Genomic DNA, 23,537 nt, shown 5'->3' on the forward strand with positions numbered 1-23,537 from the left:
GCAGCTTTGCTAATATCTTCTTTCGTACTTGTCTCCTTCACACACTTCCCGGATCTGGTCTTTTACCAGTTTCCCTTCCTCCCAGACCCTCTCCTGCACCTTGTGGCATTTTGTTTGCGCATTGTAATCAACAGGATCAGCCCTGTAGACACCCCGTCCGTCTTCGGTTCTGTATTCAACAGGCCTGTTTGAAGCTGCAGCCTCCTGGGAGGCCCTCATGGAAATATCTGTGAGCGTTGCTCCTGCCACTCCGCCGATTGCTGCGCCGATGACCCCGCCCCGCCAGGGATTCTTGCGGTCGAGCAGTGCCCCTGCGATGCCGCCAAGAACACCACCTGCGCCTGCTCCCTGCGCATGATATTGGGTGCAGCCGAAAGATACACTGAGCAAGGATAAGACCAAAAACAGAGATATGATTTTCTTCATCGATCCTCCTGTGTTCGTTTTTATCGTGTCCCCACTAAGCGGGGAAAAACGCGCCTCTTAATTATTATACCGTACATTTTCCGGAAAATATCAACACAGAAAACCGTGCAACGGATGCGGCTGGATATATGATGAAATGTGTTAACATTATTCGTACCCGTGAATATCCCGTTCAAAAAAACAAAAAGAGGTATAACCTTCAGAGTAAAAGTGGAGCCAAGATCCTCGAAAAAGGGGATATCGGGGCTTCTCGGTGAAGCGGTCAAGATAAAAGTGCACTCCCCTCCTGTCGGGGGGGCTGCAAACGAGGAACTGAGAGATATCATTGCGGAAGAATTTGGTATCAGGAAGTCCGCAATACGGATCGTGAGCGGACGGTCATCAAAGGAAAAAACCGTCGAGATCGAGGGGATTGATACGATTCCTTGACTTGGGGAACACTTCATAGTAGTTTATTTGGAAAGGAGAATTTTACATGCTTGATCCGCGTTTCGTGAGAGAACACACCGATGTGGTGAAGCACGCGCTTGAAGACAGGCACTACAGTATTTCCCTCGATGACTTCTTGGCCTCTGAAGAACAGCGCAGGCTTTATCTCAGGGAGGCAGAAGAACTGAGAAACAGGAGGAACGTGGTTTCTGAAGAGGTGGGAAGACTGAAGAAACTGAAGCAGGATGCCTCTGCACTTATTGAGGAGATGAAAGGCGTTGCGGACAGAATCAGGGAACTGGATGACACGATCAGGACACTTGAAGATACTATCAATGAGTTTCTTCTTGTTGTGCCAAATATCCCCCTTGAATCTGTCCCACGCGGACGGGATGAGACAGAAAATGTGGAAATCCGCAGGTGGGGAGAGCCCGGCACGTTCGATTTTGAACCGCTGAACCACTGGGATATCGGTGAGATCCTCGGCATCATTGAATTTGAGCGTGCAGCGAAGATTGCGGGGGCACGGTTTTCCATGACCAGGGGCTACGGGGCAAAACTCGAACGGGCGCTGATGAATTTCATGCTCGACCTGAACACCTCAAAGGGATATCAGGAAGTGCTCCCGCCGATCCTGGTAAACAGAGACAGCATGAAGGGCACCGGACAACTGCCCAAATTCGAGATGGAACTGTTTAAAATCAGCGATCCGGAATTTTATCTCATTCCGACTGCGGAAGTGCCGGTAACGAATATCCATAAAAATGAAATCCTGAGCGAAAATAACCTTCCGATATATTATACGGCGTATACACCGTGCTTCAGGCGGGAAGCCGGCTCCTACGGAAAGGACGTACGGGGTCTTATCAGGCAGCATCAGTTCAATAAAGTCGAGCTTGTGAAATTTGTAAAGCCCGAAGATTCGTTCGATGAACTTGAATCTCTGACCGCTGATGCGGAAGATATCCTCAGGAGATTGGAACTCCCTTACCGGGTAGTTGCCCTCTGTACGGGCGACCTGGGATTTGCTGCCGCAAAAACCTATGACCTTGAAGTCTGGCTTCCGGGTCAGCAAAAGTATCGTGAGATCTCCTCCTGCTCAAATTTTACCGATTTTCAGGCAAGGAGAGCGAATATCCGGTTCAAGCGCGAAGGACAGAAGGGCACGGAATTCGTGCACACGCTGAACGGTTCGGGCCTGGCAATAGGAAGAACCCTTGTGGCAGTTCTTGAAAATTACCAGCAGAAGGACGGCAGTGTCGTAGTTCCCGAGGTATTGCGGCCTTATGTGGGTACGGAGATCATAAAGTAAGCGGCCTGGGATGACCATACGCGAGCAGACAGAGGGCATTGAAAAAAAAGTTCTTCATCCGAAGGCCTGCAAGAGTTCCGAAAGCAGGGGAAGGGCAACTCCAGAGAGGGAAGGTGAAATACGGACCTGCTTTCAGAGGGACCGTGACAGGATTATCCACTCGAAGGCATTCAGACGGCTGAAACACAAGACACAGGTATTCCTTGCACCCCGTGGAGACCATTACAGAACGCGCCTTACCCACGTGCTTGAGGTGTCACAAATCGCGCGAACGATCGCAAGGGCCCTGAGACTGAATGAGGATCTGACAGAGGCGATTGCGCTCGGTCATGACCTTGGCCATACCCCTTTCGGACATGCAGGCGAGGATATTCTGCGGGAGATACATCCCGGCGGATTCGATCACTTTCAGCAGAGCCTGCGTGTTGTCGATTTCCTCGAAAAAGGGGGCAAGGGATTAAACCTTACTTACGAAGTCCGAAATGGTATCGTAAAACACTCAAAGGGGAAGGGGCTCATCATACCCGAAGCAAAGGAGGACCGGGCAGAAACACTCGAGGGACAGGTTGTGAGGGTATCTGACCTCATCGCATATGTGAATCATGACCTTGACGATGCAATGAGAGCCGGTGTGATCCAGGCAGCAGATATTCCCGCCGGGATCCTCAGGGTACTCGGGGATTCTCATGCACAAAGGATAGATACCATGGTGAAAGACTTTGTGTATCAGTCACTCAAAACAGACATGGAAGAACTCTGCATGAGCGAAATAGTTATGTCCAGCGTCTATTCACTCCGGGATTTTCTTTTTTTGACAGTATATGAAAGCGACAAAATTATCAGGGAATTCAGAAAGGCAAAGAGAATCCTCCGTGATTTGTATACGTACTATCTGGAACATATGGATGAGGTCTTTATTGATATCCCGAAACAACAGGAGCCAGATACCGCCGGGATCGAAACATTCCGCCATCAGACAGTGTGTGATTTCATCGCAGGGATGACCGACAGATTCGCGCTTATGACCTACGAAAAACTTTTTTTGCCCCAGCAATGGGCGGTACTTTAGGCCCCTGTAAAATCCAGCATATGCTTTAATATTCAGATAGAAAATTGTTATTAAAAATATTTATTTAATCTATTGCTTATTAATATAATTTATAAAATATATTATAATATATGCCAGATATGATGTTCGGTGACAAACTCAGAAAGCTTATGAAAGCAAGAGGCATAAAAGCTATAACACTTGCTCAACGTATGGGAGTGAGTTGTGCGTATGTCAGTCAGCTGATTACGGGAATCCGGAGACCGGGACGCGAGACACTCTTGAAGCTTTCCAGGGCATTGGAAGTTCCGGTTGAATCATTGCTGCTGATAGATTCAGACTCATCCGAAAAGATCCTTCTCTCAAGAAAGATTCCTGTGCTGGATGAAACGAAAATGGAAGCCTGGGGGGACAGCATTGACCTTGATTATCCCTCTCTGGTTGCGAATACCTTTGAATATGCGACTACCGATGATCACAATGCGTTTTATATCACCCCCAAGGGACTTCTGACATGCTGCGGTCTTGAGGCATGCGACCTGATTCTGATCGAACCGAACAAGAAAGTCAGCAGCGGAGACACTGTTCTGGCCTGGTTGCCGGAAGGGTATTCCCTGAGGAAAATCATCATCAAAGACAACATGGTAATTCTGATGGACGAAAAGCAGGAGCCGATTATTTCATCGCAGGACGTATTAAGCGAAGGCTTGAAGTTCTTCAGAGTAAGCCAATGTATCAGAAAATTCTAACCTCTGTCCCGGCCCCACAAGTTTATTTATAGCTTAATAAGTATTTTAAATTAGCTCCAGCTCAATTTTTTCTTGCCCAATATATTTAGCATATGCTAATATCCAGTAAGGTCTGATAAGCTTAATACCGGACAATTGATTTGTGAGGAATACAGGTCTCCAAAACTCCCCCCTTTAATAGTGGCAGGAGTTCTCTTCTGCCACTAACTTTTTCTCATAAATGTCTGCCGGAGGTTTCCTGCACCTCTACTGCAAATATCCGTACCCTGATATAATACACATGTGAACATCAGTGAACGCAGACCGACAGCAGGATGAACCAGCATGCCGGCTAATCTCCCACCGGAATACTTTGAGGCTGAGAAGAGGTACAAGCAGGCCCAGACTCCCGGAGAAAAGAGTATTGCCCTTGAAGACCTTCTGTCAACAATACCGAAACACAAGGGAACAGACAAATTAAGGGCTGATCTGCGAAGAAGGCTCTCACAACTCAGAAAAGAAGCGGTGAGCAAGAAGAAAGGGGGAAGAGGGGATCTTTACACGGTACAGAAAGAAGGAGCATCCCAAATAGCCCTGGTGGGGTTCCCGAATTCCGGCAAGTCTTCCCTGCTTGCGTGCCTCACCAATGCCAATCCGGTCATTGCAGAATATCCCATATCAACGCTTGCTCCCTTACCGGGCATGATGCCGTTTGAAGATATCCAGTTCCAGTTTGTCGATCTTCCGCCGATAGGAAATGAAGCGACTGACGGGTGGGTGTCCGGAATCCTGCGCCACGCGGACGCACTTGTGTTTGTCGTGGATCTCGCCGAGGATCCTGATATCCAGGCAGAACTTCTGCTTGAACAGCTTGAGCGTTGGAATATCATGATTGCGTCTGGCCTCTTTTTTGACAATGAAAACAGGGAGCGAATCTCTGAACCCAGAACAGAGGGCAGGACCGCAGGCAGGATACTGAAAAAAACCCTCATTGTTGCAAATAAACAGGATCTTGCTGATGCGGCCAGCTTTGCTATGCTCCGGGAAAAATACGCGCAATTATACCGGTGCCTTCCGATATCTGCCCTGAAGAAAGAAAATCTGGAGGAACTGAAACGGGCGCTTTTCGAACTCTCAGGGATTATCAGGGTGTATTCTAAACCTCCCGGGAAAGAGCCTGACTTGTCGACGCCGTTTACCGTTCCCCGTGGTTCGACCGTAATTGATCTTGCAAGTTTCATCCATAAGGATTTTCTCTTCAATCTGAAGTTCGCAAGGGTGTGGGGGTCTGCGAAATTCGACGGTCAGAAGGTGGAGAAAAACTTTGTCCTGAAAGACCGGGATATTGTGGAATTCAATGTCTGAGCGGATTGGTTCCGCATATTACCGAAAATCGTCAGTCTTTTTCTGCGACCTTTCCGATACTGACTATTTTGTCGTCGCCTTCCACGTCCATCAGCTTCACTCCCTGAGTGTTTCTGCCGTGAAGAGAGATATTGCCCGCTAAGGTTCTGATCAATTTCCCGGAACTGGTAATAATTACGACCTCGTCTTCATCGCTCACCTGCATGAGGCCGACGGCTTTCCCGCCCTTGTTTGTAATCTTGATCGAGATTACCCCTTTGCCGCCGCGTTTCTGTACAGGATAGTCCTCAGTTTTTGTCCGCTTGCCCTGGCCTTTTTCCGTGACCGTGAGAATTGCCTTTCGTTCCTCGGCAACTTCTGCCGATACGACCCTGTCTCCCTTCATGAGCTTAATTCCGCGCACCCCTTTTGCCGTTCGTCCCATGTCACGCACATCCTCTTCGTTGAACCTGATCGAAAGGCCGTTCATGGTGCCGATAATCAGGTCGCTTTTCCCGTCAGTTTTCCTGACGGCGATAAGTTCGTCTCCCTTTTCAAGGGTAATGGCGATGATCCCTTTGCCACGGGGGTTGCTGTATTCCTGCAGCGCGGTCTTCTTCACGGTGCCGTTCTTGGTAAACATGACGAGAAACTCTTCCTTGAAGTCCCGCACAGGAAGCGCAGTGGTGATCCTTTCCCCTTCTGACAGCGCGAGAAGGTTTACCAGCGCTTTTCCCTTTGCGGCACGGCCTGCTTCAGGCAACTGATAGGTCTTGAGCCAGTAGAGACGCCCGAGGTTTGAGAAAAAGAGCATGTAGTCATGCGTTGCACCTATGAACAACTCGTTCACAAAGTCTTCCTCCTTCGTCTCCATGCCGATAAGTCCCTTGCCGCCCCTGCGCTGGCTCCGGTAGGCGCTTAGGGGATTTCTCTTGATGTACCCCTGATGGGAGAGAGTGATAACCGTTTCCTCATCAGTAATAAGATCTTCGAGAGTGATTTCCTTTGTTTCGGCCGTAATCTCTGTCTTTCGCTCATCCGCATATTTGTTCCTCATCTCGATCAGATCATCCTTAATGATCTGAGAGACGAGGGCCTCATTTTCAAGGATCGCCGTCAGCCGTTCGATCTCTTTCAGGGTGTCTGCATATTCCTTGACGATTTTTTCCCGCTCCAGACCGGTCAGTCTCTGGAGTCGCATGTCAAGAATCGCCTGCGCCTGTATCTCCGTCAGGGGGTAGCCCCGCATCAGTCCGGTTCTTGCCTCTTCAGGAGTCTTCGATTTTCTTATCAGTGCGATGATCTCATCGAGATGGTCAAGGGCGATTTTGAGTCCTTCCAGAATGTGCGCCCGTTCTTCCGCTTTCGTGAGTTCAAAACGGGTTCGTCTCAGCACCACATCACGCCTGTGCTGCAGGAACAGAATGAGGAGTCTCTTCAGATTCAGTATCCTCGGCTGTTTATTGACGAGCGCGAGCAGGATTATTCCGAAAGTCGTTTCCATCTGGGTATGTTTGTAGAGGTTGTTGAGGATGACCTGCGCAATCTCTCCGCGCTTCAGCTCGATGACAATCCTGATGCCTTCCCTGTCGGATTCATCCCGCAGTTCAGATATGCCCTCGACCGTTTTTTCCCGTGCAAGTTCAGCAATTTTTTCTATCAGTCTTGCCTTATTCACCTGATAGGGAAGCTCAGTAATGATGATATTCTCCCCGCCTCTGTGTTCCCGCTCAACTCGTGCTTTTGCGCGAACCTTTATCAGTCCTTTTCCTTCCTTATATGCCTGCATGATCCCGTCTACGCCATGGATTATGCCCCCGGTCGGAAAGTCAGGGCCCTTAATCCTGGACATCAGCTCCTGCAGCGTAGCATCTTGATTCTCAAGAAGCAGCACAAGACCGTCGATGATTTCGCCGAGATTGTGAGGCGGGATATTGGTAGCCATGCCGACGGCTATTCCGGATGAGCCGTTAATGATGAGGTTCGGTATTCTCGAAGGAAGCACCACCGGTTCTTCGGTTGTCTCGTCAAAATTCGGGGAGAAGTCAACGGTATTCTTGTCGATATCGGCAAGGAGTTCCTCGGCGATGGCAGCAAGCCTCGCTTCGGTATACCGGTAAGCAGCCGCAGGGTCTCCGTCGACCGATCCGAAATTCCCCTGGCCGTCAACAAGCTGGTACCGCATATTGAAATCCTGGGCGAGCCTGACCATCGCATCATATACTGCTGTGTCCCCGTGGGGATGGTATTTCTTGAGAACCTCGCCGACGACACCGGCTGATTTGGAGTATTTCTTTCCCGGAAGCAGCCCCTCCCTGAACATTGCGTACAGTATCCTCCGCTGAACGGGCTTCAGCCCGTCCCTGACCTCAGGAAGCGCCCTTCCGATGATTACGCTCATTGCGTAATCGAGATAGGAACCCTTCATTTCTTCTTCTATGCTTACCGGTACTCTTGCCATATATTCTCCTTGAAAAAAATAAACGAACATTATTTTACCATATTGCTTTTCTCGGGCGGTTGAAAATATAATTTAAGCATATGCTATCAAAAGTGCTCAGTGCGAGTATTATTGGCATAGAGGCCCATACAGTGGAGGTGGAGGTTGACATCACCTCGCGCGGGCTTCCGCATTTTTCGATGGTTGGCCTGCCAGATGCGGCGGTAAAGGAATCACGGGACAGGGTGAGGGCAGCGCTCAAGAATATCGGATTCCATTTCCCCCTCAAGCAGATAACCGTGAATCTGGCACCCGCAGATCTGAAGAAGGAGGGGTCGTCCTTTGACCTTCCGATCGCGATCGGGATTATCGCGTCAGAGGGCATTCTTGAATCTCCCGCGATTGAGGGCTACCTTCTCACAGGAGAACTTTCCCTGAACGGCACTATTAAGTCTGTGCGGGGCGCGCTCTCGATGGCGATGAAGGCGAGAGAGCTCGGGTTGAAAGGATTGATCCTGCCGGAGGAGAATGTGCCCGAGGCAGCAGTCGTGAAAGGGGTGCCGGTGTTCGGGATCAAAAACCTTCCGGACGTCATCGATTTTCTCAGGGACGGGAAGATGCAGGAGCCCTTCACGATAGACGTGCAGAAGGCGATGACGGAGAATTCGCTGTATGAGGACGATTTCATCGAAGTGAAGGGACAGGAGCATGCGAAACGTGCGTTTGAGGTTGCTGCTGCCGGGGGGCACAACGTGCTTATGATAGGACCTCCCGGATCCGGCAAGACCATGCTGGCAAAGAGGCTGCCGACAATACTCCCCGGCATGACGTTCGATGAGGCGCTGGAGACCACGAGGGTACACAGTGTTGCAGGGCTTCTCAGGGACGGCCAGTCACTGCTTGCGGTAAGGCCTTTCCGTTGTCCGCATCATACCATATCCGATGTCGCCCTGATCGGCGGGGGACAGTTTCCGAAGCCCGGTGAGGTGAGCCTTTCGCACAATGGTGTGCTGTTTCTGGATGAACTGCCGGAATTCAAGAGAAATGTCCTTGAGGTGCTGAGGCAGCCGCTCGAAAACGAAGAAGTTACCGTATCCCGGGCAGTTGCCTCCATTACCTATCCAGCATCCTTCATGCTGGTAGCCGCGATGAATCCCTGTCCGTGCGGGTACTTTGGGGATACCCGGCATCAGTGCACCTGCACCCACGGGCAGATACACCGTTACCGGCACAGGGTTTCAGGCCCCCTTCTCGACCGTATCGATATCCATATAGAGGTCCCGGCGGTTCCCTACAAAGAACTCTCCAACGAATATGCCGGTGAAAAGTCTGAAGAGATACGGAAGCGGGTTGTCGCGGCAAGGGATATCCAGCTTGCACGTTTCACGCATGACAGGAAGGTCTATGCAAACGGCCAGATGAAGACAAGGCATATCAGGAAATACTGCGCGCTCCGTCCTGATGCCCGGACGCTGCTTGATACTGCGATGCAGAAACTCGGCCTCTCGGCACGGGCATATACGAGGATACTGAAATTGTCGCGTACCATCGCAGACCTCGAGGCATCAGAGGACATCCATTCCCCCCATATCTCGGAGGCGATCCAGTACAGGACACTGGACCGGGGGGTGTTTTGATAACTTTTGGAGTCTCTATAAGGAGGAAACATGGAGATTTACGACTTACTCTGGAAAAGGCCGGACAGCGAAAAATCAGGGAGAGTTTTTTGGGAAAAAGTTGGAATACTTACAAATAAGAATGGCAAGATGTCTGTGAAAATAGACATGATACCAGCCAGAGACTGGGATGGGTGGTTAACGGTCTCTGAGAAAAGAGAATAGAAAGGGCTTTTGCCTTATTCTTCACCGAGGGCTTCGATATCTGCGAGATCTTTTTTTCTCCCCAATGACCGCTTATTGAGAATGAACTGTTCACGCCCAATGTAATCGACTTGTACATCACCATATCTGCCCGGGACCCGTTCATGAAAAGCACTTTCCCATGATATGCCAGTGAGCGTTGTTACAATATCAACTCTGACAGGCGGAACCCCGAGTTGAATCACATTGTCCGATTGTTCAAAATCTGCCACTGTCAATCCCACAGACTCGAAACCGAAATCTCTCAGGGCGCTAATGATACGCTGGGCATTCATCGGATCAGAACGGACAAATAAGTCTAAATCCCCGGTGTAGCGCGGAGCGCCGTGAAAAGCCAGTGCGTAGCCTCCCACAATCAGATATTCAACGTGGTGCTTGTTGAATAATTCGAGTAGTTCTCTGAAGTCTTCCTGAACTTCCATGCAGTTGCCTTCTTAAATGTTCTACCGCTTCGACCCTTTCCTCCGGGCTTTTGCTTAACCAGTAGACGAGGGCATCTTTTATCGAATCAAAACCCTTAACACTGTGTTTCACGACAATTTTCTCAATCATATGCATAAATTCTACCTCATTCAGGCTGTTTTATGTAGCAAAATCTTTATTTGTCGGGTGCTTTATCTGTTCCGGCACGCAGTCTTGGTTGAAGACGACAACCTTGTCATATTCACTGACCATGACGGCAGGATAGTTGATTGTTACGAGTTCCAGAGGTTGTCATTTACAGACAGCCTTAACACTATTTTGAGAAAGGCGGAGAAAGATGAAGCTTTGCGATTTGCTATGGATGTCTGAACCCAATGGAAAGGCAAGATGGGAGACGATGGGAACACTGATCGGTGAAGGTGGACGGAAAATCATCCTCTCTGCATGAGATGGTGTAGCGTATTCAGTGGTCTCTCCTGAAATACCAAATGAGCACCTTTTCGATATTTGCGGCGATACTGTCTTTGGCATTAATGATAAATATTTTGTCCTGTATCTGAAACAGTTCCTTCTCCATCCTTTCCACCGGCGGGGGGTTCTCATATCGTCTTGCCAGTTCTTCCTCACACATCAGCACGATCTTGTCTTTCATTCTAAGTTCCGTGTCAACGAAGAAGATGCTGATTTCAGACAAAAGGTCTCCTGTCCTGTCAAAGAAGGCCGATATCTCGCTCTGGTATATCTGCTTCGGGGGAGAGGATTTGATCTCCATGTATACTATTGCACCGTCGACTTTCGCGATGAGATCATAATCGCCGCCGACCCGTGGCCTCTTGAACCGCAATCCCCACAACGCTTCTGTTGCAAATTCCTTCTTGAAAATCTGGGCAACAAACCATTCCAGCGTCTCGCCGAAACTCTTTATCGGTTCAGAAGAGAGCCGGTATCCGTCATCTGTTTTTACAGCGAGGCCGATATTCTTTATGTATTCCAGATATTCACCGGTGACTTCTGCGGTCGCGTACCGGGTTACCTGTTCACGCCTGAAGAAATCCTGATGTTTGATCACGTCTCTCAGGAACAGCCGGAATGAATATCTCTGCATCATCCCGTAAAAACTTTCGAGAAATGCATCTTCGGGAATCAGCAGGTCGTCCGAAGGCTCTTTTTTGTAAATCCTGAACCCTCTCCGTTTCAGCAATGCATCGAGGGGCGGCGTAAGCTTTGCAAGTGATTTTCTCAGCCTTTTGATTTCATCGCGGAGAGACCCGGTCTCATCGGCAGGCCTGTCACTTATCATCGTGGCGCAGCGTCAGTGACGGAGAAGCGGGAATCTGCCGAGCACACAGAAACAGCATCTTTGCCGTGGTGCATTTGCAATGACATGTGTACTGCCGCATGCGGAACATCCATGTGTGACGAATACCCTTTAATGAATAAACTTAATCGCAATCCTTCTGTGTCTGGGACCGTCAAACTCACAGAAAAAAATCGACTGCCAGGTGCCCAAAAGCAGCTTGCCCTCATCGATAATTACATGAACCGATGTCCCGACAATCGTCGATTTGATATGGGCGTCCGCATTGCCTTCCCTGTGGAAATATCCCATTTCATGGGGGACAAGCCTGTTCAGTGCGTTCTGGATATCGCGCTGAACGCTCGGGTCTGCGCCTTCGTTTATTGTGATGCCGGCGGTGGTATGCGGAACGTACAGGAAACAAACCCCTTTCAGAATGTTTGCCTCTTTTGTTACGTCCTGTACCATATCAGTAATATCGATCAGTTCAACCCGCGATTTGCTTCTGACATTAATGTGTTTGACCATATTCAATCCTCCAGTTCATCCATCTCTGTCATCAGGAGAGTTCTGACCTCCTTCGATAAGCGTCAGTAGAGCCGTACGATACCATGTTTTGTCCTTTCGCAGGCAGATCCGCCGGGAAGGGGGAAAAGGAAATTTCATGCAAGTCTGTTTTTTTTGCGGCATTCTCTCTCTTCTCGGGAGTCTGTTCACGCATCTGCGGAGTTCGAGTATAGTCCTCTCAAAACTTCGTCATAAAATTTCCCATCAGTGATGAATTCAATGGAGAGCGAAACGATCTGTTCCGGCAGATCCAGCCCTCTGAGTCTCATTATATCCTTTTCTGTCGTAACAATCCACTCTGCACCTGTCCTTGCCGCGTTGCGCGTTACTGTCTGTATGTCTCGCTGCGTATACCGGTGGTGGTCCCTGAAACTTATGATGCCTTTCAGTTCCTTCTTTGCATCCACTGACAGAAAGGTCTGCCTGAACGACTGCGGATTTCCTATTCCGCAGAAGCCAAAAAACGTTCTGTTTTCTGCCCAGTTGAGCGGAAACGACTCGCCGTGCAGGGTTCTGAACGCAACAGGCCGGTGCTCTGCAACAAAAAGAGATGCATGCCCGTTATGCCTTCGTATTTCACTCATCAGTGCATCCTGTGCCTGAGGGCTGCTGCCTGAGGCACGCTTTGTGAGCACAATGACATCAGCGCGCTTCATCTCCTGCAGCGGTTCCCTGAGTGTCCCGAGAGGAATAAGCCTCCTGTTGCCAAACGGGTTTGCGCTGTCGATCAGAAGGATATTTTTATCTCTGAAAAGCGACCAGTGCTGAAATCCGTCGTCGAGTATGAAAAGATCGGGCCGGTGTTCGGGTTCCATCTGATTGAGGGCAAACATGCCCGATTCGTACCGGTTGCCGCCCTTAACTACAGTTGCCCCGGGGAGTTTTTCTGCCATGAGCACTGCTTCATCTCCCGCCAGCTTTGCATCCAAAAGGGGTCCTTGGCCCATGCTGACAAGACAGGGGCCTCTGGCCTTCCCCATGTATCCTCTTGTGAGGATGCAGGGTTTTAACCCCCTGCGCATTACTTCCTTGGCCAGTGCGATCGCTGCAGGTGTTTTTCCAGTTCCCCCGACAGTCATATTGCCGATACTGAGAACTCTGCGCGGGAGTCTCTTCTGATTTCTGTGTGCAGCGGTTTTTTTCAGGATGCAGCCGAGATGATACACAAGCTCAAGAACAGTCATGCCGTGCTATTTCTTCTGTTCAGATACCCTTTCACAAAGAGATATGAAAGTCCTGATAACACCACCCCGAGGAAGAGACTCCCTGCAAGTATCGGCCAGATGTAATGGCTGACATAATTTATGTCACCCGAGAACGTAATCCGGAGAAAACTTCTATGCAGCAACAGGTTCCCGACCTGGGCGCAGAGAAAAAGTTGGAACGGGTAGGAGACCGGATTGGATATCTGTGTTCCTAAAAGCACGATCAGGGTATTGACCCTCAGGACGGACGCAAGGAAAATGGCGATTACGGTATGGGTGCCCAGAACAGGCACAAAGGCAACAAAAATGCCAACAGCAATCCCGAGCGCTATTTCCTTTGGAGTCAACCCCTTTTTTGTGAATCTTAGAATGTAGTCTTTTATTTTTGAAAAAAGTTTCATATGCAACAAGCTCTGTTCATTCTTCTGTTGCGTATCCGCTGTTCACTCGGCAATTACGCATGTCCGGTTATTCCGTTCATGACGGACAATGATACAGTTGGATGAAACTAGTTTACCCTTAAATGAGGTTTTTTGGGAATATCAGGGACAACACTGTTCATTTCAGAAAGCCCGCGATAATCTCCATCGCCTTCCCGACAGCACCGGTGTTCGCGGCATAGAGCTCCCGTGCAGTTATGCCCATCCTGCCCGCTTTTTCCGGAGCAAGGAGCAGCTCCTCGATCTTCGGAAAGAGTGCATCTTCCCGGACTTCAACTGCTGCGCCTTTTTGGTAGAATTGTGCGATTACCGGGAAATTCTCCATATGAGGGCCGCATACGATGGGCTTGCCCCAGTACGCCGGTTCCAGCGGGTTCTGTCCCCCGTGCCCCCGGAAACTCTTTCCGATTATTGCGATGTCTGAGACGCTGTATACCGCTGAAAGTTCGCCGACAGTGTCCAGGAGGATAACCATTCCCTGAAGGACAGCCGGAGATGAGGCGGGGTCGTCCAATGCGGAACGTTTCATATACGGGATATCCCTTGCCCGGAGCATCTCCTCAACACCCCTGAACCTCTCCGGATGTCTCGGGGCAATGATCAGGGTGAGATCCGGAAACTTCTCCTTAAGGGCGCTATACCCGGCTGACAGGAGGTCTTCTTCTCCTTCATGGGTGCTTCCTGCGGTGACCACCGGCCCCCTGAGTTTGTTCGTCCATTCCGGAATTTTGGCCGGAGGGCTTATGTCGAATTTGAAATTGCCGATCGTAACAATACGTTCCCGGCTGGCCCCGAGTTCCCTGATCCTTTCTGCATACTCGTTGTTCTGCATGCCGAAAAAATCCACATGGGCAAGCACCGTTTTCATGAAAAACCTGATCTTCCGGTAGCCTTTGAATGATTTTTCTGAAATACGCCCGTTCAGCAGAAGGACAGGGATTCCATGTTCCCGAAAAACTCTGATGAGATTCGGCCAGAGTTCTGTTTCGATTACGATCAGCAGCTCAGGAGATACTTTCTTTATGACTCTTTTCAGGATAAAAGGGATATCCAGCGGAAGATAGACAACTGCCGTGCCTCCGGGAGCCCTTTCTCCTGCCACTTTCCGGCCTGTATCGGTAATGGTGGAAAGAATCAGCCTCCTGTCAGGATACCGCTCCTTCAGATTCCCGAGGAGCGCTGATGCAGCCATGACCTCACCGACGGAAACGGCATGAATCCAGACCGCGCCCCTCGATTTCCTTCCTGCCGGAGGAGCGGTGTGCCCGAAGAGGATCGCCGCGTTAAGGTTTCCGAATTTTTCCCTGAGCCATCTCTTCCGGAGTTCTTTCGGTCTCCTGAAATACTCGAACGGCAACAGCACGAGGACGACAATCATATAAAGGAGGCTATACACAAAGATCATTGGTGTGGACTCTTTCGGGGGTGCCGTGGTGATCCATGAAGTGCACTATCCTCCTCCGGCAAGCTCTATTACCATGCCGGCGACCCTGTCAGAGGGGGTTTTCCCAAGGAATGGTTCTCTCACGTTTCTGAGGCTCTCACGCATGCCTTCCCGGTACTTTGTATCGGAGATGATCTTTTTCAGCTCCCCCATGATTGTTTCCGTATCCGCCCGCTCCTGTATGAGCTCGGTTACCACTTCCCTTCCCGAGAGGATATTGACCAGTGAGATATGCCTGACATCAAGGATGAGTTTCCCGAGCTGATAGGTAAGGGGAGAGAGCTTGTAGATTACCACCATCGGGACTTCAAGCAGGGCGGTCTGCAGCGTCGCGGTGCCTGAAGCAACCACCGCAATGTCTGATGCCGCCAGTGTCCTTACTGTTTCGCCTTTGTGAATATGCACCCCTTCGTCCCTGAAGCCTGACAGCCAAGACGCATATCTTCCCTCATCTGTGTTGGAGGACAGCGGCATGCAAAGCCGATAATGTGCTGTTGCAGGGTCAGTTTTGAACTTTCTGACGACATTGAGCAGTAAAGGCAGATGCCTTGTAAGCTCGCTCGGCCTGCTGCCGGGCAGAAGAGAGAGAATCGGTGTCTCAGGATCGAGTCCGAGCAAAGACCTGGACTCCGCACGGATTTGGGGGTTCATTGTGAAGGATTCCCCGAGCGACGAATCCTGAGTGCCGAAGGACTCTTTCCCCAATACTGCACTGATCTCTTCGAGTATCGGGTGACCGACAAACTCGCAGGATACGCCTGCGGTCCGGTAAATGTCTTCCTCAAAAGGCAGGATGACCGCCATCCTGTCCACAAGCCTTGCGATTTTTTTTATCCTTCCCTTCCTCCATGCCCATATCTGCGGGCTTACATAATAGAGGATCCGTATGCCGAGAGAGCTGGCTATGCTGCCGACTTTCAGATTGAAATCAGGATAATCGATAAGGACGAGCACATCAGGCCTGTGTTCCCTGAGCGCTTTTACTGTTCGGCGGAAGGCCTCCCGGATTTTTCCATACGCCGAGACCGCCTCTGTAAGGCCAAAGGCATCCGAGGTTCGTGCGATAAGTTCCACCCCTGCTTCGCGCATTCTTTCCCCGCCGACGCCGAGCAGACGTACATCAGGCAATGCGCGCTTCAGGGATCTGGCAAGGAGAGAGCCGTATAATTCTCCTGAACTCTCTCCCGCAATAATCATGACAGTCGACATCGTATTAACATTCACGAAGGATTTGGCCATGCCTGCAAAGCATCCCCCTCATGCGACCATATGCACACTTCATCTGGCCGGACAAAGCTCTCCAGGGGTTTCTTGTCCTGAAAAGAGCAGATACGGCATGTGAGCGGATTTCAATGCTTTCGCAGAAACAATTGCCTTTGCAGTCCCTGCGAAACGGAGGGACGGGAATGAATAAAAAGTCCGGTTCTGCTCTTTGTTTCTCTGTTTTCATGCACCTGAAGGCTACGCAACTTCCCTGATCACCTTTGCGATTTTATGTATCGTGCGTTCTCCGAGTTCCGGGTATATCGGCAGAGACAGTACTTCCCGGGCAGCCTTCTCGGCCACAGGGAAGTCTCCCTTGTAGTATCCGAGAAATTTCAGCGCCTTCTGGAGGTGAAGCGGCACCGGATAGTAGACAACTGAGGATATCCCGTTTTCTCTCAGTGTCTGCTGGATTGCGTCCCTCCTGCCGCTCATGACCGTATACTGGTGATAGACATGAAAGGCCCCCTGTTGCTCGACCGGACATTGTACGCTGTCACCGAGGAGACTGTTGTAGAGAGCCGCATGCGCTCTTCTCTTCCTGTTGTATTCGTCGATATGTCCGAGCTTAATCAGGAGAATCCCTGCCTGGATTTCATCAAGCCTGCTGTTGAAGCCGACCCTCTCGTGCCGGTATGCACCCTTTGACCCATGATTTCTGAGAGCCCTCACGGTTTCTGCAACGCGCGGGTTGTCAAGGATAATCATGCCTCCGTCTCCGTATGCACCAAGGTTTTTGCTCGGATAGAAGCTGAAACAGCCCGCATCCCCGAAGCTTCCCGCTTTCTTCCCGTGCAATTCAGCGCCGAACGACTGCGCGCAATCTTCTATAACCTTCAGCCGGTATTTCCTCGCGATCTTTCTTATGCCTTCCATATCAGCAGGGTGGCCGAAAAGATGTACGGGAAGAATCGCCCTTGTCTTTTTTGTGATATGCGTCTCAAGCTGGCGTACATCGATATTCAGGGTTTCCGGCTCGATGTCGACAAAAACCGGGGTGGCTCCGGTATACAGTACAGCCTCAACTGTGGCAAAAAAAGTAAAGGGGGTGGTGATGACTTCATGCCCTTCACCGATTCCGAGGGCATCGAGTGCAAGATGGATCGCATCAGTCCCAGAAGCTACCCCTATGCCCTCTTTTACATGAAAATACTCTGCAGCCTTTTTTTCGAATTCACCAACCTTCGCCCCGAGTATATAATGACTGCTTTCGAGTATCTCCGTGAGGACAGAGAACACCTCGCCCTTAATGCTCCGGAACTGTTTTTTCAAATCAACCATTGGAACCATCTTTCTATCCCTCTGTCACTATAGTATGATCTTGTCTGTGATCTTCATGACTACATGCAGGGCGTTTCTGCCCTCGACTGCCGATACCTTCGGTTTCTGCCTCCCCTGAACGCACCGGATGAAATCTTTCAGCTCCTCTTTCAGGGGCTCTGTCTTTTCCGGTTTTATGATATCAGACGCGATCCCCTCCGCGTTTTTGAAATAACGTCTGACTTCCGAATTCTGGTAATCAACAGCGATATAGGAATCCCTCTGAAACACCTTCAGCCTCCTCAGCTTTTCCGGCGAAAGCCTGCTTACCGTAGCGAGGGCTGCACATCCGTTCTCGAACTCAATCCAGGCCTTTGCCACATCGATCTTGTCGGTGAGCACCTTAGCGCCCACAGCCCGTATCTCCTTCACGGGAATGGTTACGAGACTGAGAATGATATCGATATCATGGATCATCAGATCCAGAGTGACATCGACATCAGTCCCCCTCCCGAGAAAAGGTGAAAAGCGTTCGGATTCTATGAATACCGGCTCGTTGAACATTGCTGAAGCTGCGAGCACCGCAGGATTGTATCGTTCGAGATGCCCTACCTGGATGATGCAGCCGCTTTTCTCTGATTCACGGATGATCTCATCGGCCTGGGCAATATTTTCGGTTATCGGCTTCTCAATAAGTATATCCTTCTGCGCACTGAGGCAGTCGATCGCAATCGCATAATGTGATGTTGTAGGCGTTACAATACTCAGGGCGTCGACCTTGCCGAGAATATCCCTGTGGTTGTAATACGCCTGGCAACCATACTTCCCGGCAAGCGTGTCAGCTTTTTCCCTGTCGATGTCAACGATCGCGACGAGGTCTGTCTCCGCAAGCTCTGCATAGATTCGGGCATGATGCTGCCCGAGGTATCCTACCCCGATTACTCCTACCCTGACAGCCAAAAATCCCTCCTCTGGATATCTCCCTTACCCCAACGGGGAGAAAGAAATTGAAGCGTTCTCCTTATCCCCGGCGCACGGCGCTCAACCATCTTTTCATCCGCTTTGTCATCAGAGTGAATTGCTTACTCTTTTTACCTCTTCGAGTTTTTTCAGTGCCCTGCCTGAATCTATCGAATCAGCGGCCATGCTGAACGCTGTCCTGAAATCCTCAGTCTTCCCTGCAGCGATGAAGGCGACCGCAGAGTTCATGAGCACAATGTCCCTTCGTGGTCCTTTTTCGCCTCTCAGGATGGAAAGGGTAATCTCCGCATTTTCCTTCTTGTCCCCTCCGTGGATATGTTCGATGTCGCTGTTCCATATCCCGAAATCCTCGGGCTGAATATAAAAGGTTTCTACCCGGCCGTCCCTGAACCGCGCAACCTTTGTTTTGCCGGATATGCTCACTTCGTCGAGACCGCCTTCGCCATGCACGACCATTGCATCTACCGCGCCGAGATTTCCGAGCACCAGTGCGAGGACATCGGTCAGCTTCTCTGCGAATACGCCGAGTATCTGCCTCTTTGCACCTGCGGGATTCGTGATCGGCCCGAGTATATTGAAAATGGTTCTTATTCCCATTTCACGGCGGGGCCCGATCGCGTATTTCATCGCAGGGTGGAACAACGGTGCGAAAAGAAATCCGAATCCTGTCTCAAAAAGGCACTGTTCCACCTTATCTGGCACAAGATCTATTCTGATGCCGAGTGCTTCGAGCACATCTGCACTGCCTGACTGACTGGAGACAGAACGGTTGCCATGCTTTGCCACCGGCACATCCCCGCCTGACACCACAAAGGCTGTGGTTGTGGAGATATTGAAGGTATGCGACATGTCGCCTCCGGTCCCGCAGGTATCGAGGACTCCCTCGGGCGCCTTAATGGCAGATGCTTTCTCTCTCATGATTCGTGCCGCTCCGGTTATTTCCCCGACAGACTCTCCCTTGAGTCTGAGGGCGGTCAGCAAGGCGCCGATCTGTGCATCGGTTGCCTTTCCTTCCATGATCTCCCTCATGCATTCGGCCATTTCTTCTTCTGAGAGACTGATATTGCCGACGAGCATTTTTATCGCTTCTTTTATCATGAGTCACTCCACATCTTTCTTATGAAATCCGCAGCTTCAGAAAGTTCTTTAAAAGGTCTTTGCCTGTTTTTGTAAGGATTGATTCAGGGTGAAACTGCACTCCCTCGAGAACGTATTCCTTGTGCCTGACGCCCATAATCTCGCCCGCATCTGTCCACGCGGTTATTTCTAGGCAGGCAGGGAGCGTCTCTTTCCTGATCACCAGAGAATGATATCTCGTTGCCTCGAACGGATTCGGCAGGGATGCATAGATTGTCCTTCCATCGTGGTGGATGAGAGAAGTCTTTCCGTGCATAAGCCTCGGAGCCCGGATAATCTCACCGCCAAACGCCGCTCCTATTGCCTGATGACCGAGACATACCCCGAGAATCGGGATTTTTCCGGCAAAATGCGTGATTACCGCGATCGAGATCCCCGCTTCTTTGGGGGTGCAGGGTCCGGGCGAAATCACGATCCGCTCAGGCTGCAGATTGCCTATTTCAGACAGGGTAATTCTGTCATTCCGGAACACCCGGATATCTTCACCCAGTTCCCCGAGATACTGGACGAGGTTATAGGTGAAAGAATCATAATTATCGATCATGAGAAGCATATGGACCTCAGCTCAATTCTCTTTCCGCCATGTCGACGGCTTTCATCATGCCCATGGCCTTATTGACCGTTTCCATGTATTCACGCGCGGGGACCGAATCGGCAACAATGCCGGCACCCGCTTGGACATACGCCTTATTCCCCTTTATTATCAGGGTCCTGATCGTGATACAGGTATCCATGTTCCCTGAATAGCTGATGTACCCGACCGCACCTGCATAAGGCCCCCTTCTGACCGGTTCGAGTTCCTCGATGATCTCCATCGCCCGGACCTTGGGAGCCCCGGTAACCGTGCCCGCGGGAAAACATGCCTTCAGTACGTCGAATGCGTCGAGGTTGCTCCTGAGTTCACCTTCGACGTTCGAGACGAGATGCATGACGTGGCTGTAACGTTCGACAGACATCAGCTCCGTCACATTTACAGAACCGGTCTCGGCAACCCTTCCCACATCGTTTCTCCCGAGGTCAACGAGCATGATATGCTCGGCAATCTCTTTCGGGTCTTTTTTCAGCTCATCCTCAAGGGCGCTGTCTTCTTCTTCCGTCTCCCCCCTCTTTCGTGTCCCTGCGATAGGCCTCAGGCTTATCTTTTTTCCTTCAAGCCTTACCAGGATCTCGGGAGAAGATCCCACGAGCTTCGCGTCCCCGGTATCGATATAGTACATATACGGAGACGGGTTGATTACCCGCAGGGCCCTGTAGATGTTGAACGGGTCGATATCAAACTCCCTGTCAAACCTCTGGGACAGCACCACCTGGACAATATCGCCGGACATGACATATTCCTTGCTTCTGGCGACTGCATCCTCAAACTTTTCCCTGGTCTGAAAAGAGGATTCGTATGCGGAAAGCGAGGGATGTATGCCTACCTGCCCGAGGGTAGCAAATGACAAGTCCCCGGATTGCCTGCCGTTCTGTCTCGACCTGCGCCTGCCAGGCCGCGAACGTTTCAGTTTGTCGATGATATTCCCGATCTTTTCTTCAGCTTCGCGGTATGCCTCTTCCGGCGATTTGTCGTTGATATGCGCATTCGAGACGACCTTAATCTTGCCCTTCAGGTTGTCGAATATCATGACGGTGTCTGTGACCATCAGAAACATGTCGGGGAGCTTCAGGCCGGGCTTTTTCTCATCAGGGACCCGTTCAAAAAATCTGACCATGTCGTATCCAATATACCCGACAAGTCCGCCGTAGAATCTCGGCAGGCCCGCTACCTCAACCGGAGTGTATTGCGTTATCTCTTTCTTTATCACATCCAGGGGATCCTCTGCCATAAACCTCCGGGATCCCGCAATCTTATCCTTTATTTCTACTTTTTTGCCCCAGCTCCTGATGATCCTCGAGGGTTTCGACCCGAGAAAAGAATAGCGTGCCCATTTTTCACCGCCGATCATGCTCTCAAGCAGAAACGAAGGCGCCCCCCCGAGTTTCAGCGTTGCAGATACAGGAGTTTCTGTATCCGCCAGGATTTCCCTGTATACAGGGATCAGATTGCCCTGTGCTGCGAGAGATTTGAAACTTTCGAGATCAGGAAACAGCATATTGACAAAAATTAATCCTTTCTATTAGTATTTTTAGTACAGCGTTCATTATAGCTTATTAATGAACAATAAGTTAAGAGTAGCCCGTTCCGGACCGATGTCAGCGCACTCTTGACTCTTCATTTCCGGTTTAATAATTGAGAATGCGGGAATAGCTCAGCTGGTAGAGCACAACCTTGCCAAGGTTGGGGTCGCGGGTTCGAGCCCCGTTTCCCGCTCCATTTGAAACAGCCAGGATGCAGTAAGGAGTAGGGAGTAAGCGCTCAGGAAGTATGATATGCACTCATATCTTTTTCCTGCTTACTGTTTACTCTTTACTGCATACTTTCTTATTACATGGCGGCGTACCCAAGTGGCTAAGGGAGAGGTCTGCAAAACCTTTATGCAGCGGTTCAAATCCGCTCGCCGCCTCCAACCATTTGAATTGTAATATAATTTAGCGAATTTCCTGCCGTTCCCTGTCAATTGTGACACCGTTTGTGACACCGGAAAAGGGGCTTCAGTGATTTATGTATGAAAATTACTGACTAGCATTTTTGCGTCTTGACACTTTGCCATCATGATGGTATATTACATGCATGAAAACAATAACCAAAAAATCGACAATTTATTTTGATCCTCAGATCCATAAAGCTCTTCGTCTTAAAGCCGCTGAAACTGATAGTTCTGTATCTGATATCGTTAATGAGGCGATCCGAATCGTCTTCGCGGAAGATGCAGAAGACATTGCTGCATTTAAAGAAAGGGCACATGAGCCCAACCTGTCGTTTGAGGAAGTTCTCAAGGACTTGAAGAGGCGTGGCAAAATATAATATCCTTATCAAGCCGTCAGCCGTCAAAGAAATTGAGAACACTCCACGAACAGATCGCTCCCGGATAATTCAAAAGATTCAGAGCTTGGCAAACACACCCCGATCTCAGGGATGTGAAAAACTCACAGGAGAAAACAGGTACAGAATTCGTCAAGGAGTTTACAGAATAGTCTATTCAGTTTCTGACAGGGAATTACATATTATCGTTGTTAAAATTGGACATAGACGAGATGTATACAAATAAGACACATTACGAATCGCTCAACCCGACCCGGAATGAGTTCATTTTGTATTCCCGCAGCTGGTAGAGCACAACCTTACAAAGGTTGGGGTTGCGGGTTCGAACCCCGTTTCCCGGGCATTCCGGTTGCAGGACAAGAGACGGGCATCAGCGCAGTACCAGACGTTCATTACTCATTACTCTTCCCTTTTGCACTGCAGTTTCATGAAGAGCAGCGGGATTGAGATAAGGATAAGAAGCACCCCCTGGGCCATTATCAGAAACTTGACCCCTGCGATGGTAATCAGGTAAAAGGAAGTCAGAAGCGTGCCGACGATGCTTCCGAGCGTTGACAGGGCATAGAGGGTGCCCACGGTTCTGCCGGAAGTGTGGAGGCTGCAGATGAGAAGTTTTACTGTATATGGACTGACTGCGCCAAGAAAGACAGAAGGGATAAAGAAAAGAAGCATGGAGGCCAATAGGGGGCTGAGCCTGAGTCCAAGGTCTTTCATGAAAACCCAGTCGGAAACAGGTGCGCCGTACAGCGGGAACGTCACGAGAAGGACTGCGGGGGCAATGATGATCAGCCCGAGCTTTTTTGCCGATGGATTGACATCCGCGACTTTCCCGCCGAGATAGTAACCTGCCGAGAGCCCTCCCAGAAACACGCTGATAAGGCTTCCCCACACAAAGACAGAATTGCCGAAATTCGGTGCAAGAACCCTGCTGCCCAGAATCTCGAACGACATTACCACCGCCCCGCAGATGAAGACAATTGCCCTGATCAT

The 23,537-nt window shown here is 50.2% G+C and carries 24 protein-coding genes and 3 tRNA genes; 12 read left to right on the forward strand and 15 right to left on the reverse strand.

The genetic code is table 11. The annotated features are described in order from the left end of the window. Positions 1-9 precede the first annotated feature (9 nt). Positions 10-426, reverse strand: a complete 417-nt coding sequence (locus AB1552_09925; GenBank protein ID MEW6054087.1) for a glycine zipper 2TM domain-containing protein — start codon at positions 424-426, stop codon at positions 10-12. Positions 427-564: 138 nt separating this feature from the next. Here AB1552_09925 and AB1552_09930 point away from each other — a divergent pair, with 138 nt between their 5' ends. From AB1552_09930 to AB1552_09950, 5 genes are all read left to right on the forward strand, one after another. Beyond that, on the forward strand, positions 565-855 hold the full coding sequence (locus tag AB1552_09930; protein ID MEW6054088.1) for a DUF167 domain-containing protein: 291 nt from the start codon (positions 565-567) through the stop codon (positions 853-855). A gap of 46 nt (positions 856-901) precedes the next feature. Further along, positions 902-2,167: a serine--tRNA ligase gene (gene serS, locus AB1552_09935; GenBank protein ID MEW6054089.1), complete on the forward strand. Its 1,266-nt coding sequence runs from the start codon at positions 902-904 to the stop codon at positions 2,165-2,167. Positions 2,168-2,177: 10 nt separating this feature from the next. Further along, positions 2,178-3,236, forward strand: coding sequence for a deoxyguanosinetriphosphate triphosphohydrolase (locus AB1552_09940; GenBank protein ID MEW6054090.1), 1,059 nt, complete (start codon positions 2,178-2,180; stop codon positions 3,234-3,236). A 122-nt stretch (positions 3,237-3,358) separates the two neighbouring features. Further along, positions 3,359-3,964 (forward strand): helix-turn-helix transcriptional regulator, encoded by a 606-nt coding sequence (locus AB1552_09945; protein MEW6054091.1) that lies wholly within the window; start codon positions 3,359-3,361, stop codon positions 3,962-3,964. Positions 3,965-4,288: 324 nt separating this feature from the next. Beyond that, positions 4,289-5,308, forward strand: coding sequence for a GTPase (locus tag AB1552_09950; GenBank protein MEW6054092.1), 1,020 nt, complete (start codon positions 4,289-4,291; stop codon positions 5,306-5,308). Between the two features lie 31 nt (positions 5,309-5,339). Here the strand turns inward: AB1552_09950 and gyrA are convergent, their stop codons facing one another. Further along, positions 5,340-7,748: a DNA gyrase subunit A gene (gyrA, locus tag AB1552_09955; GenBank protein ID MEW6054093.1), complete on the reverse strand. Its 2,409-nt coding sequence runs from the start codon at positions 7,746-7,748 to the stop codon at positions 5,340-5,342. An 80-nt stretch (positions 7,749-7,828) separates the two neighbouring features. Between gyrA and AB1552_09960 the strand changes: the two genes are divergently transcribed. Both AB1552_09960 and AB1552_09965 read left to right on the forward strand, forming a co-directional pair. Further along, positions 7,829-9,364 (forward strand): YifB family Mg chelatase-like AAA ATPase, encoded by a 1,536-nt coding sequence (locus AB1552_09960; GenBank protein ID MEW6054094.1) that lies wholly within the window; start codon positions 7,829-7,831, stop codon positions 9,362-9,364. Positions 9,365-9,394: 30 nt separating this feature from the next. Continuing rightward, positions 9,395-9,568: a hypothetical protein gene (locus AB1552_09965; GenBank protein MEW6054095.1), complete on the forward strand. Its 174-nt coding sequence runs from the start codon at positions 9,395-9,397 to the stop codon at positions 9,566-9,568. A 14-nt stretch (positions 9,569-9,582) separates the two neighbouring features. On the opposite strand, the gene AB1552_09970 is transcribed toward AB1552_09965, so the two are convergent. The 12 genes from AB1552_09970 to trpE all read right to left on the reverse strand — a co-directional run bounded on the left by AB1552_09970 (position 9,583) and on the right by trpE (position 21,717). Then, a complete protein-coding gene (locus tag AB1552_09970) occupies positions 9,583-10,029 on the reverse strand; it encodes a nucleotidyl transferase AbiEii/AbiGii toxin family protein (protein ID MEW6054096.1) in 447 nt (148 codons plus the stop codon). Positions 10,030-10,493: 464 nt separating this feature from the next. Next, entirely contained in the window at positions 10,494-11,330 is an 837-nt protein-coding gene (locus AB1552_09975) for a hypothetical protein (GenBank protein MEW6054097.1), read from the reverse strand. 129 nt (positions 11,331-11,459) lie between these two features. Beyond that, positions 11,460-11,855, reverse strand: coding sequence for a secondary thiamine-phosphate synthase enzyme YjbQ (locus tag AB1552_09980; GenBank protein ID MEW6054098.1), 396 nt, complete (start codon positions 11,853-11,855; stop codon positions 11,460-11,462). Between the two features lie 185 nt (positions 11,856-12,040). Further along, positions 12,041-13,078: a tetraacyldisaccharide 4'-kinase gene (gene lpxK / locus AB1552_09985; GenBank protein MEW6054099.1), complete on the reverse strand. Its 1,038-nt coding sequence runs from the start codon at positions 13,076-13,078 to the stop codon at positions 12,041-12,043. Next, positions 13,075-13,500, reverse strand: coding sequence for a DUF2062 domain-containing protein (locus AB1552_09990; GenBank protein ID MEW6054100.1), 426 nt, complete (start codon positions 13,498-13,500; stop codon positions 13,075-13,077). Before AB1552_09990 ends, lpxK begins: the two co-directional genes overlap by 4 nt. 157 nt (positions 13,501-13,657) lie before the next feature. Beyond that, positions 13,658-14,944 (reverse strand): 3-deoxy-D-manno-octulosonic acid transferase, encoded by a 1,287-nt coding sequence (locus AB1552_09995; protein ID MEW6054101.1) that lies wholly within the window; start codon positions 14,942-14,944, stop codon positions 13,658-13,660. Positions 14,945-14,989: 45 nt separating this feature from the next. Then, positions 14,990-16,222 (reverse strand): lipid-A-disaccharide synthase, encoded by a 1,233-nt coding sequence (locus AB1552_10000; protein ID MEW6054102.1) that lies wholly within the window; start codon positions 16,220-16,222, stop codon positions 14,990-14,992. A gap of 222 nt (positions 16,223-16,444) precedes the next feature. Next, positions 16,445-17,536, reverse strand: coding sequence for a DegT/DnrJ/EryC1/StrS family aminotransferase (locus AB1552_10005; protein MEW6054103.1), 1,092 nt, complete (start codon positions 17,534-17,536; stop codon positions 16,445-16,447). 18 nt (positions 17,537-17,554) lie between these two features. Continuing rightward, positions 17,555-18,466: a Gfo/Idh/MocA family oxidoreductase gene (locus AB1552_10010; GenBank protein ID MEW6054104.1), complete on the reverse strand. Its 912-nt coding sequence runs from the start codon at positions 18,464-18,466 to the stop codon at positions 17,555-17,557. Positions 18,467-18,574: 108 nt separating this feature from the next. Continuing rightward, entirely contained in the window at positions 18,575-19,585 is a 1,011-nt protein-coding gene (gene trpD, locus AB1552_10015; protein MEW6054105.1) for an anthranilate phosphoribosyltransferase, read from the reverse strand. 19 nt (positions 19,586-19,604) lie between these two features. Beyond that, positions 19,605-20,177: an aminodeoxychorismate/anthranilate synthase component II gene (locus AB1552_10020; protein MEW6054106.1), complete on the reverse strand. Its 573-nt coding sequence runs from the start codon at positions 20,175-20,177 to the stop codon at positions 19,605-19,607. Positions 20,178-20,184: 7 nt separating this feature from the next. Then, a complete protein-coding gene (trpE, locus tag AB1552_10025; GenBank protein ID MEW6054107.1) occupies positions 20,185-21,717 on the reverse strand; it encodes an anthranilate synthase component I in 1,533 nt (510 codons plus the stop codon). Positions 21,718-21,862: 145 nt separating this feature from the next. Between trpE and AB1552_10030 the strand changes: the two genes are divergently transcribed. The 5 genes from AB1552_10030 (at position 21,863) to AB1552_10050 (ending at position 22,888) form a co-directional block, all read left to right on the forward strand. Then, a tRNA-Gly gene (locus tag AB1552_10030) sits at positions 21,863-21,938 on the forward strand. Positions 21,939-22,055: 117 nt separating this feature from the next. Beyond that, a tRNA-Cys gene (locus tag AB1552_10035) sits at positions 22,056-22,131 on the forward strand. A 164-nt stretch (positions 22,132-22,295) separates the two neighbouring features. Beyond that, positions 22,296-22,529: a ribbon-helix-helix domain-containing protein gene (locus tag AB1552_10040; GenBank protein ID MEW6054108.1), complete on the forward strand. Its 234-nt coding sequence runs from the start codon at positions 22,296-22,298 to the stop codon at positions 22,527-22,529. Continuing rightward, positions 22,516-22,773 carry a type II toxin-antitoxin system RelE/ParE family toxin gene (locus AB1552_10045; protein MEW6054109.1) on the forward strand — a complete coding sequence of 86 codons (258 nt, stop codon included), beginning with the start codon at positions 22,516-22,518 and terminating at the stop codon, positions 22,771-22,773. The genes AB1552_10040 and AB1552_10045 overlap by 14 nt, the downstream gene beginning before the upstream one ends. A 27-nt stretch (positions 22,774-22,800) precedes the next feature. Further along, positions 22,801-22,888: transfer RNA gene (locus tag AB1552_10050), tRNA-Cys, on the forward strand. Positions 22,889-22,946: 58 nt separating this feature from the next. On the opposite strand, the gene AB1552_10055 is transcribed toward AB1552_10050, so the two are convergent. Continuing rightward, positions 22,947-23,537 (reverse strand): fused MFS/spermidine synthase, encoded by a 591-nt coding sequence (locus AB1552_10055; GenBank protein MEW6054110.1) that lies wholly within the window; start codon positions 23,535-23,537, stop codon positions 22,947-22,949.

Source organism: Nitrospirota bacterium, assembly GCA_040754395.1.
Classification (GTDB): domain Bacteria; phylum Nitrospirota; class Thermodesulfovibrionia; order Thermodesulfovibrionales; family SM23-35; genus JBFMCL01.

Coding starts and splice junctions, on each gene's coding strand:
- AB1552_09925 (MEW6054087.1), bottom strand. CDS start 426: ATGAAGAAAATCATATCTCTGTTTTTGGTCTTATCCTTGCTCAGTGTA.
- serS (MEW6054089.1), top strand. CDS start 902: ATGCTTGATCCGCGTTTCGTGAGAGAACACACCGATGTGGTGAAGCAC.
- AB1552_09940 (MEW6054090.1), top strand. CDS start 2,178: ATGACCATACGCGAGCAGACAGAGGGCATTGAAAAAAAAGTTCTTCAT.
- AB1552_09945 (MEW6054091.1), top strand. CDS start 3,359: ATGTTCGGTGACAAACTCAGAAAGCTTATGAAAGCAAGAGGCATAAAA.
- AB1552_09950 (MEW6054092.1), top strand. CDS start 4,289: ATGCCGGCTAATCTCCCACCGGAATACTTTGAGGCTGAGAAGAGGTAC.
- gyrA (MEW6054093.1), bottom strand. CDS start 7,748: ATGGCAAGAGTACCGGTAAGCATAGAAGAAGAAATGAAGGGTTCCTAT.
- AB1552_09960 (MEW6054094.1), top strand. CDS start 7,829: ATGCTATCAAAAGTGCTCAGTGCGAGTATTATTGGCATAGAGGCCCAT.
- AB1552_09965 (MEW6054095.1), top strand. CDS start 9,395: ATGGAGATTTACGACTTACTCTGGAAAAGGCCGGACAGCGAAAAATCA.
- AB1552_09970 (MEW6054096.1), bottom strand. CDS start 10,029: ATGGAAGTTCAGGAAGACTTCAGAGAACTACTCGAATTATTCAACAAG.
- AB1552_09975 (MEW6054097.1), bottom strand. CDS start 11,330: ATGATAAGTGACAGGCCTGCCGATGAGACCGGGTCTCTCCGCGATGAA.
- AB1552_09980 (MEW6054098.1), bottom strand. CDS start 11,855: ATGGTCAAACACATTAATGTCAGAAGCAAATCGCGGGTTGAACTGATC.
- lpxK (MEW6054099.1), bottom strand. CDS start 13,078: ATGACTGTTCTTGAGCTTGTGTATCATCTCGGCTGCATCCTGAAAAAA.
- AB1552_09990 (MEW6054100.1), bottom strand. CDS start 13,500: ATGAAACTTTTTTCAAAAATAAAAGACTACATTCTAAGATTCACAAAA.
- AB1552_09995 (MEW6054101.1), bottom strand. CDS start 14,944: ATGATCTTTGTGTATAGCCTCCTTTATATGATTGTCGTCCTCGTGCTG.
- AB1552_10000 (MEW6054102.1), bottom strand. CDS start 16,222: ATGGCCAAATCCTTCGTGAATGTTAATACGATGTCGACTGTCATGATT.
- AB1552_10005 (MEW6054103.1), bottom strand. CDS start 17,536: ATGGTTCCAATGGTTGATTTGAAAAAACAGTTCCGGAGCATTAAGGGC.
- trpD (MEW6054105.1), bottom strand. CDS start 19,585: ATGATAAAAGAAGCGATAAAAATGCTCGTCGGCAATATCAGTCTCTCA.
- AB1552_10020 (MEW6054106.1), bottom strand. CDS start 20,177: ATGCTTCTCATGATCGATAATTATGATTCTTTCACCTATAACCTCGTC.
- trpE (MEW6054107.1), bottom strand. CDS start 21,717: ATGCTGTTTCCTGATCTCGAAAGTTTCAAATCTCTCGCAGCACAGGGC.
- AB1552_10040 (MEW6054108.1), top strand. CDS start 22,296: ATGAAAACAATAACCAAAAAATCGACAATTTATTTTGATCCTCAGATC.
- AB1552_10055 (MEW6054110.1), bottom strand. CDS start 23,537: ATGATCAGGGCAATTGTCTTCATCTGCGGGGCGGTGGTAATGTCGTTC.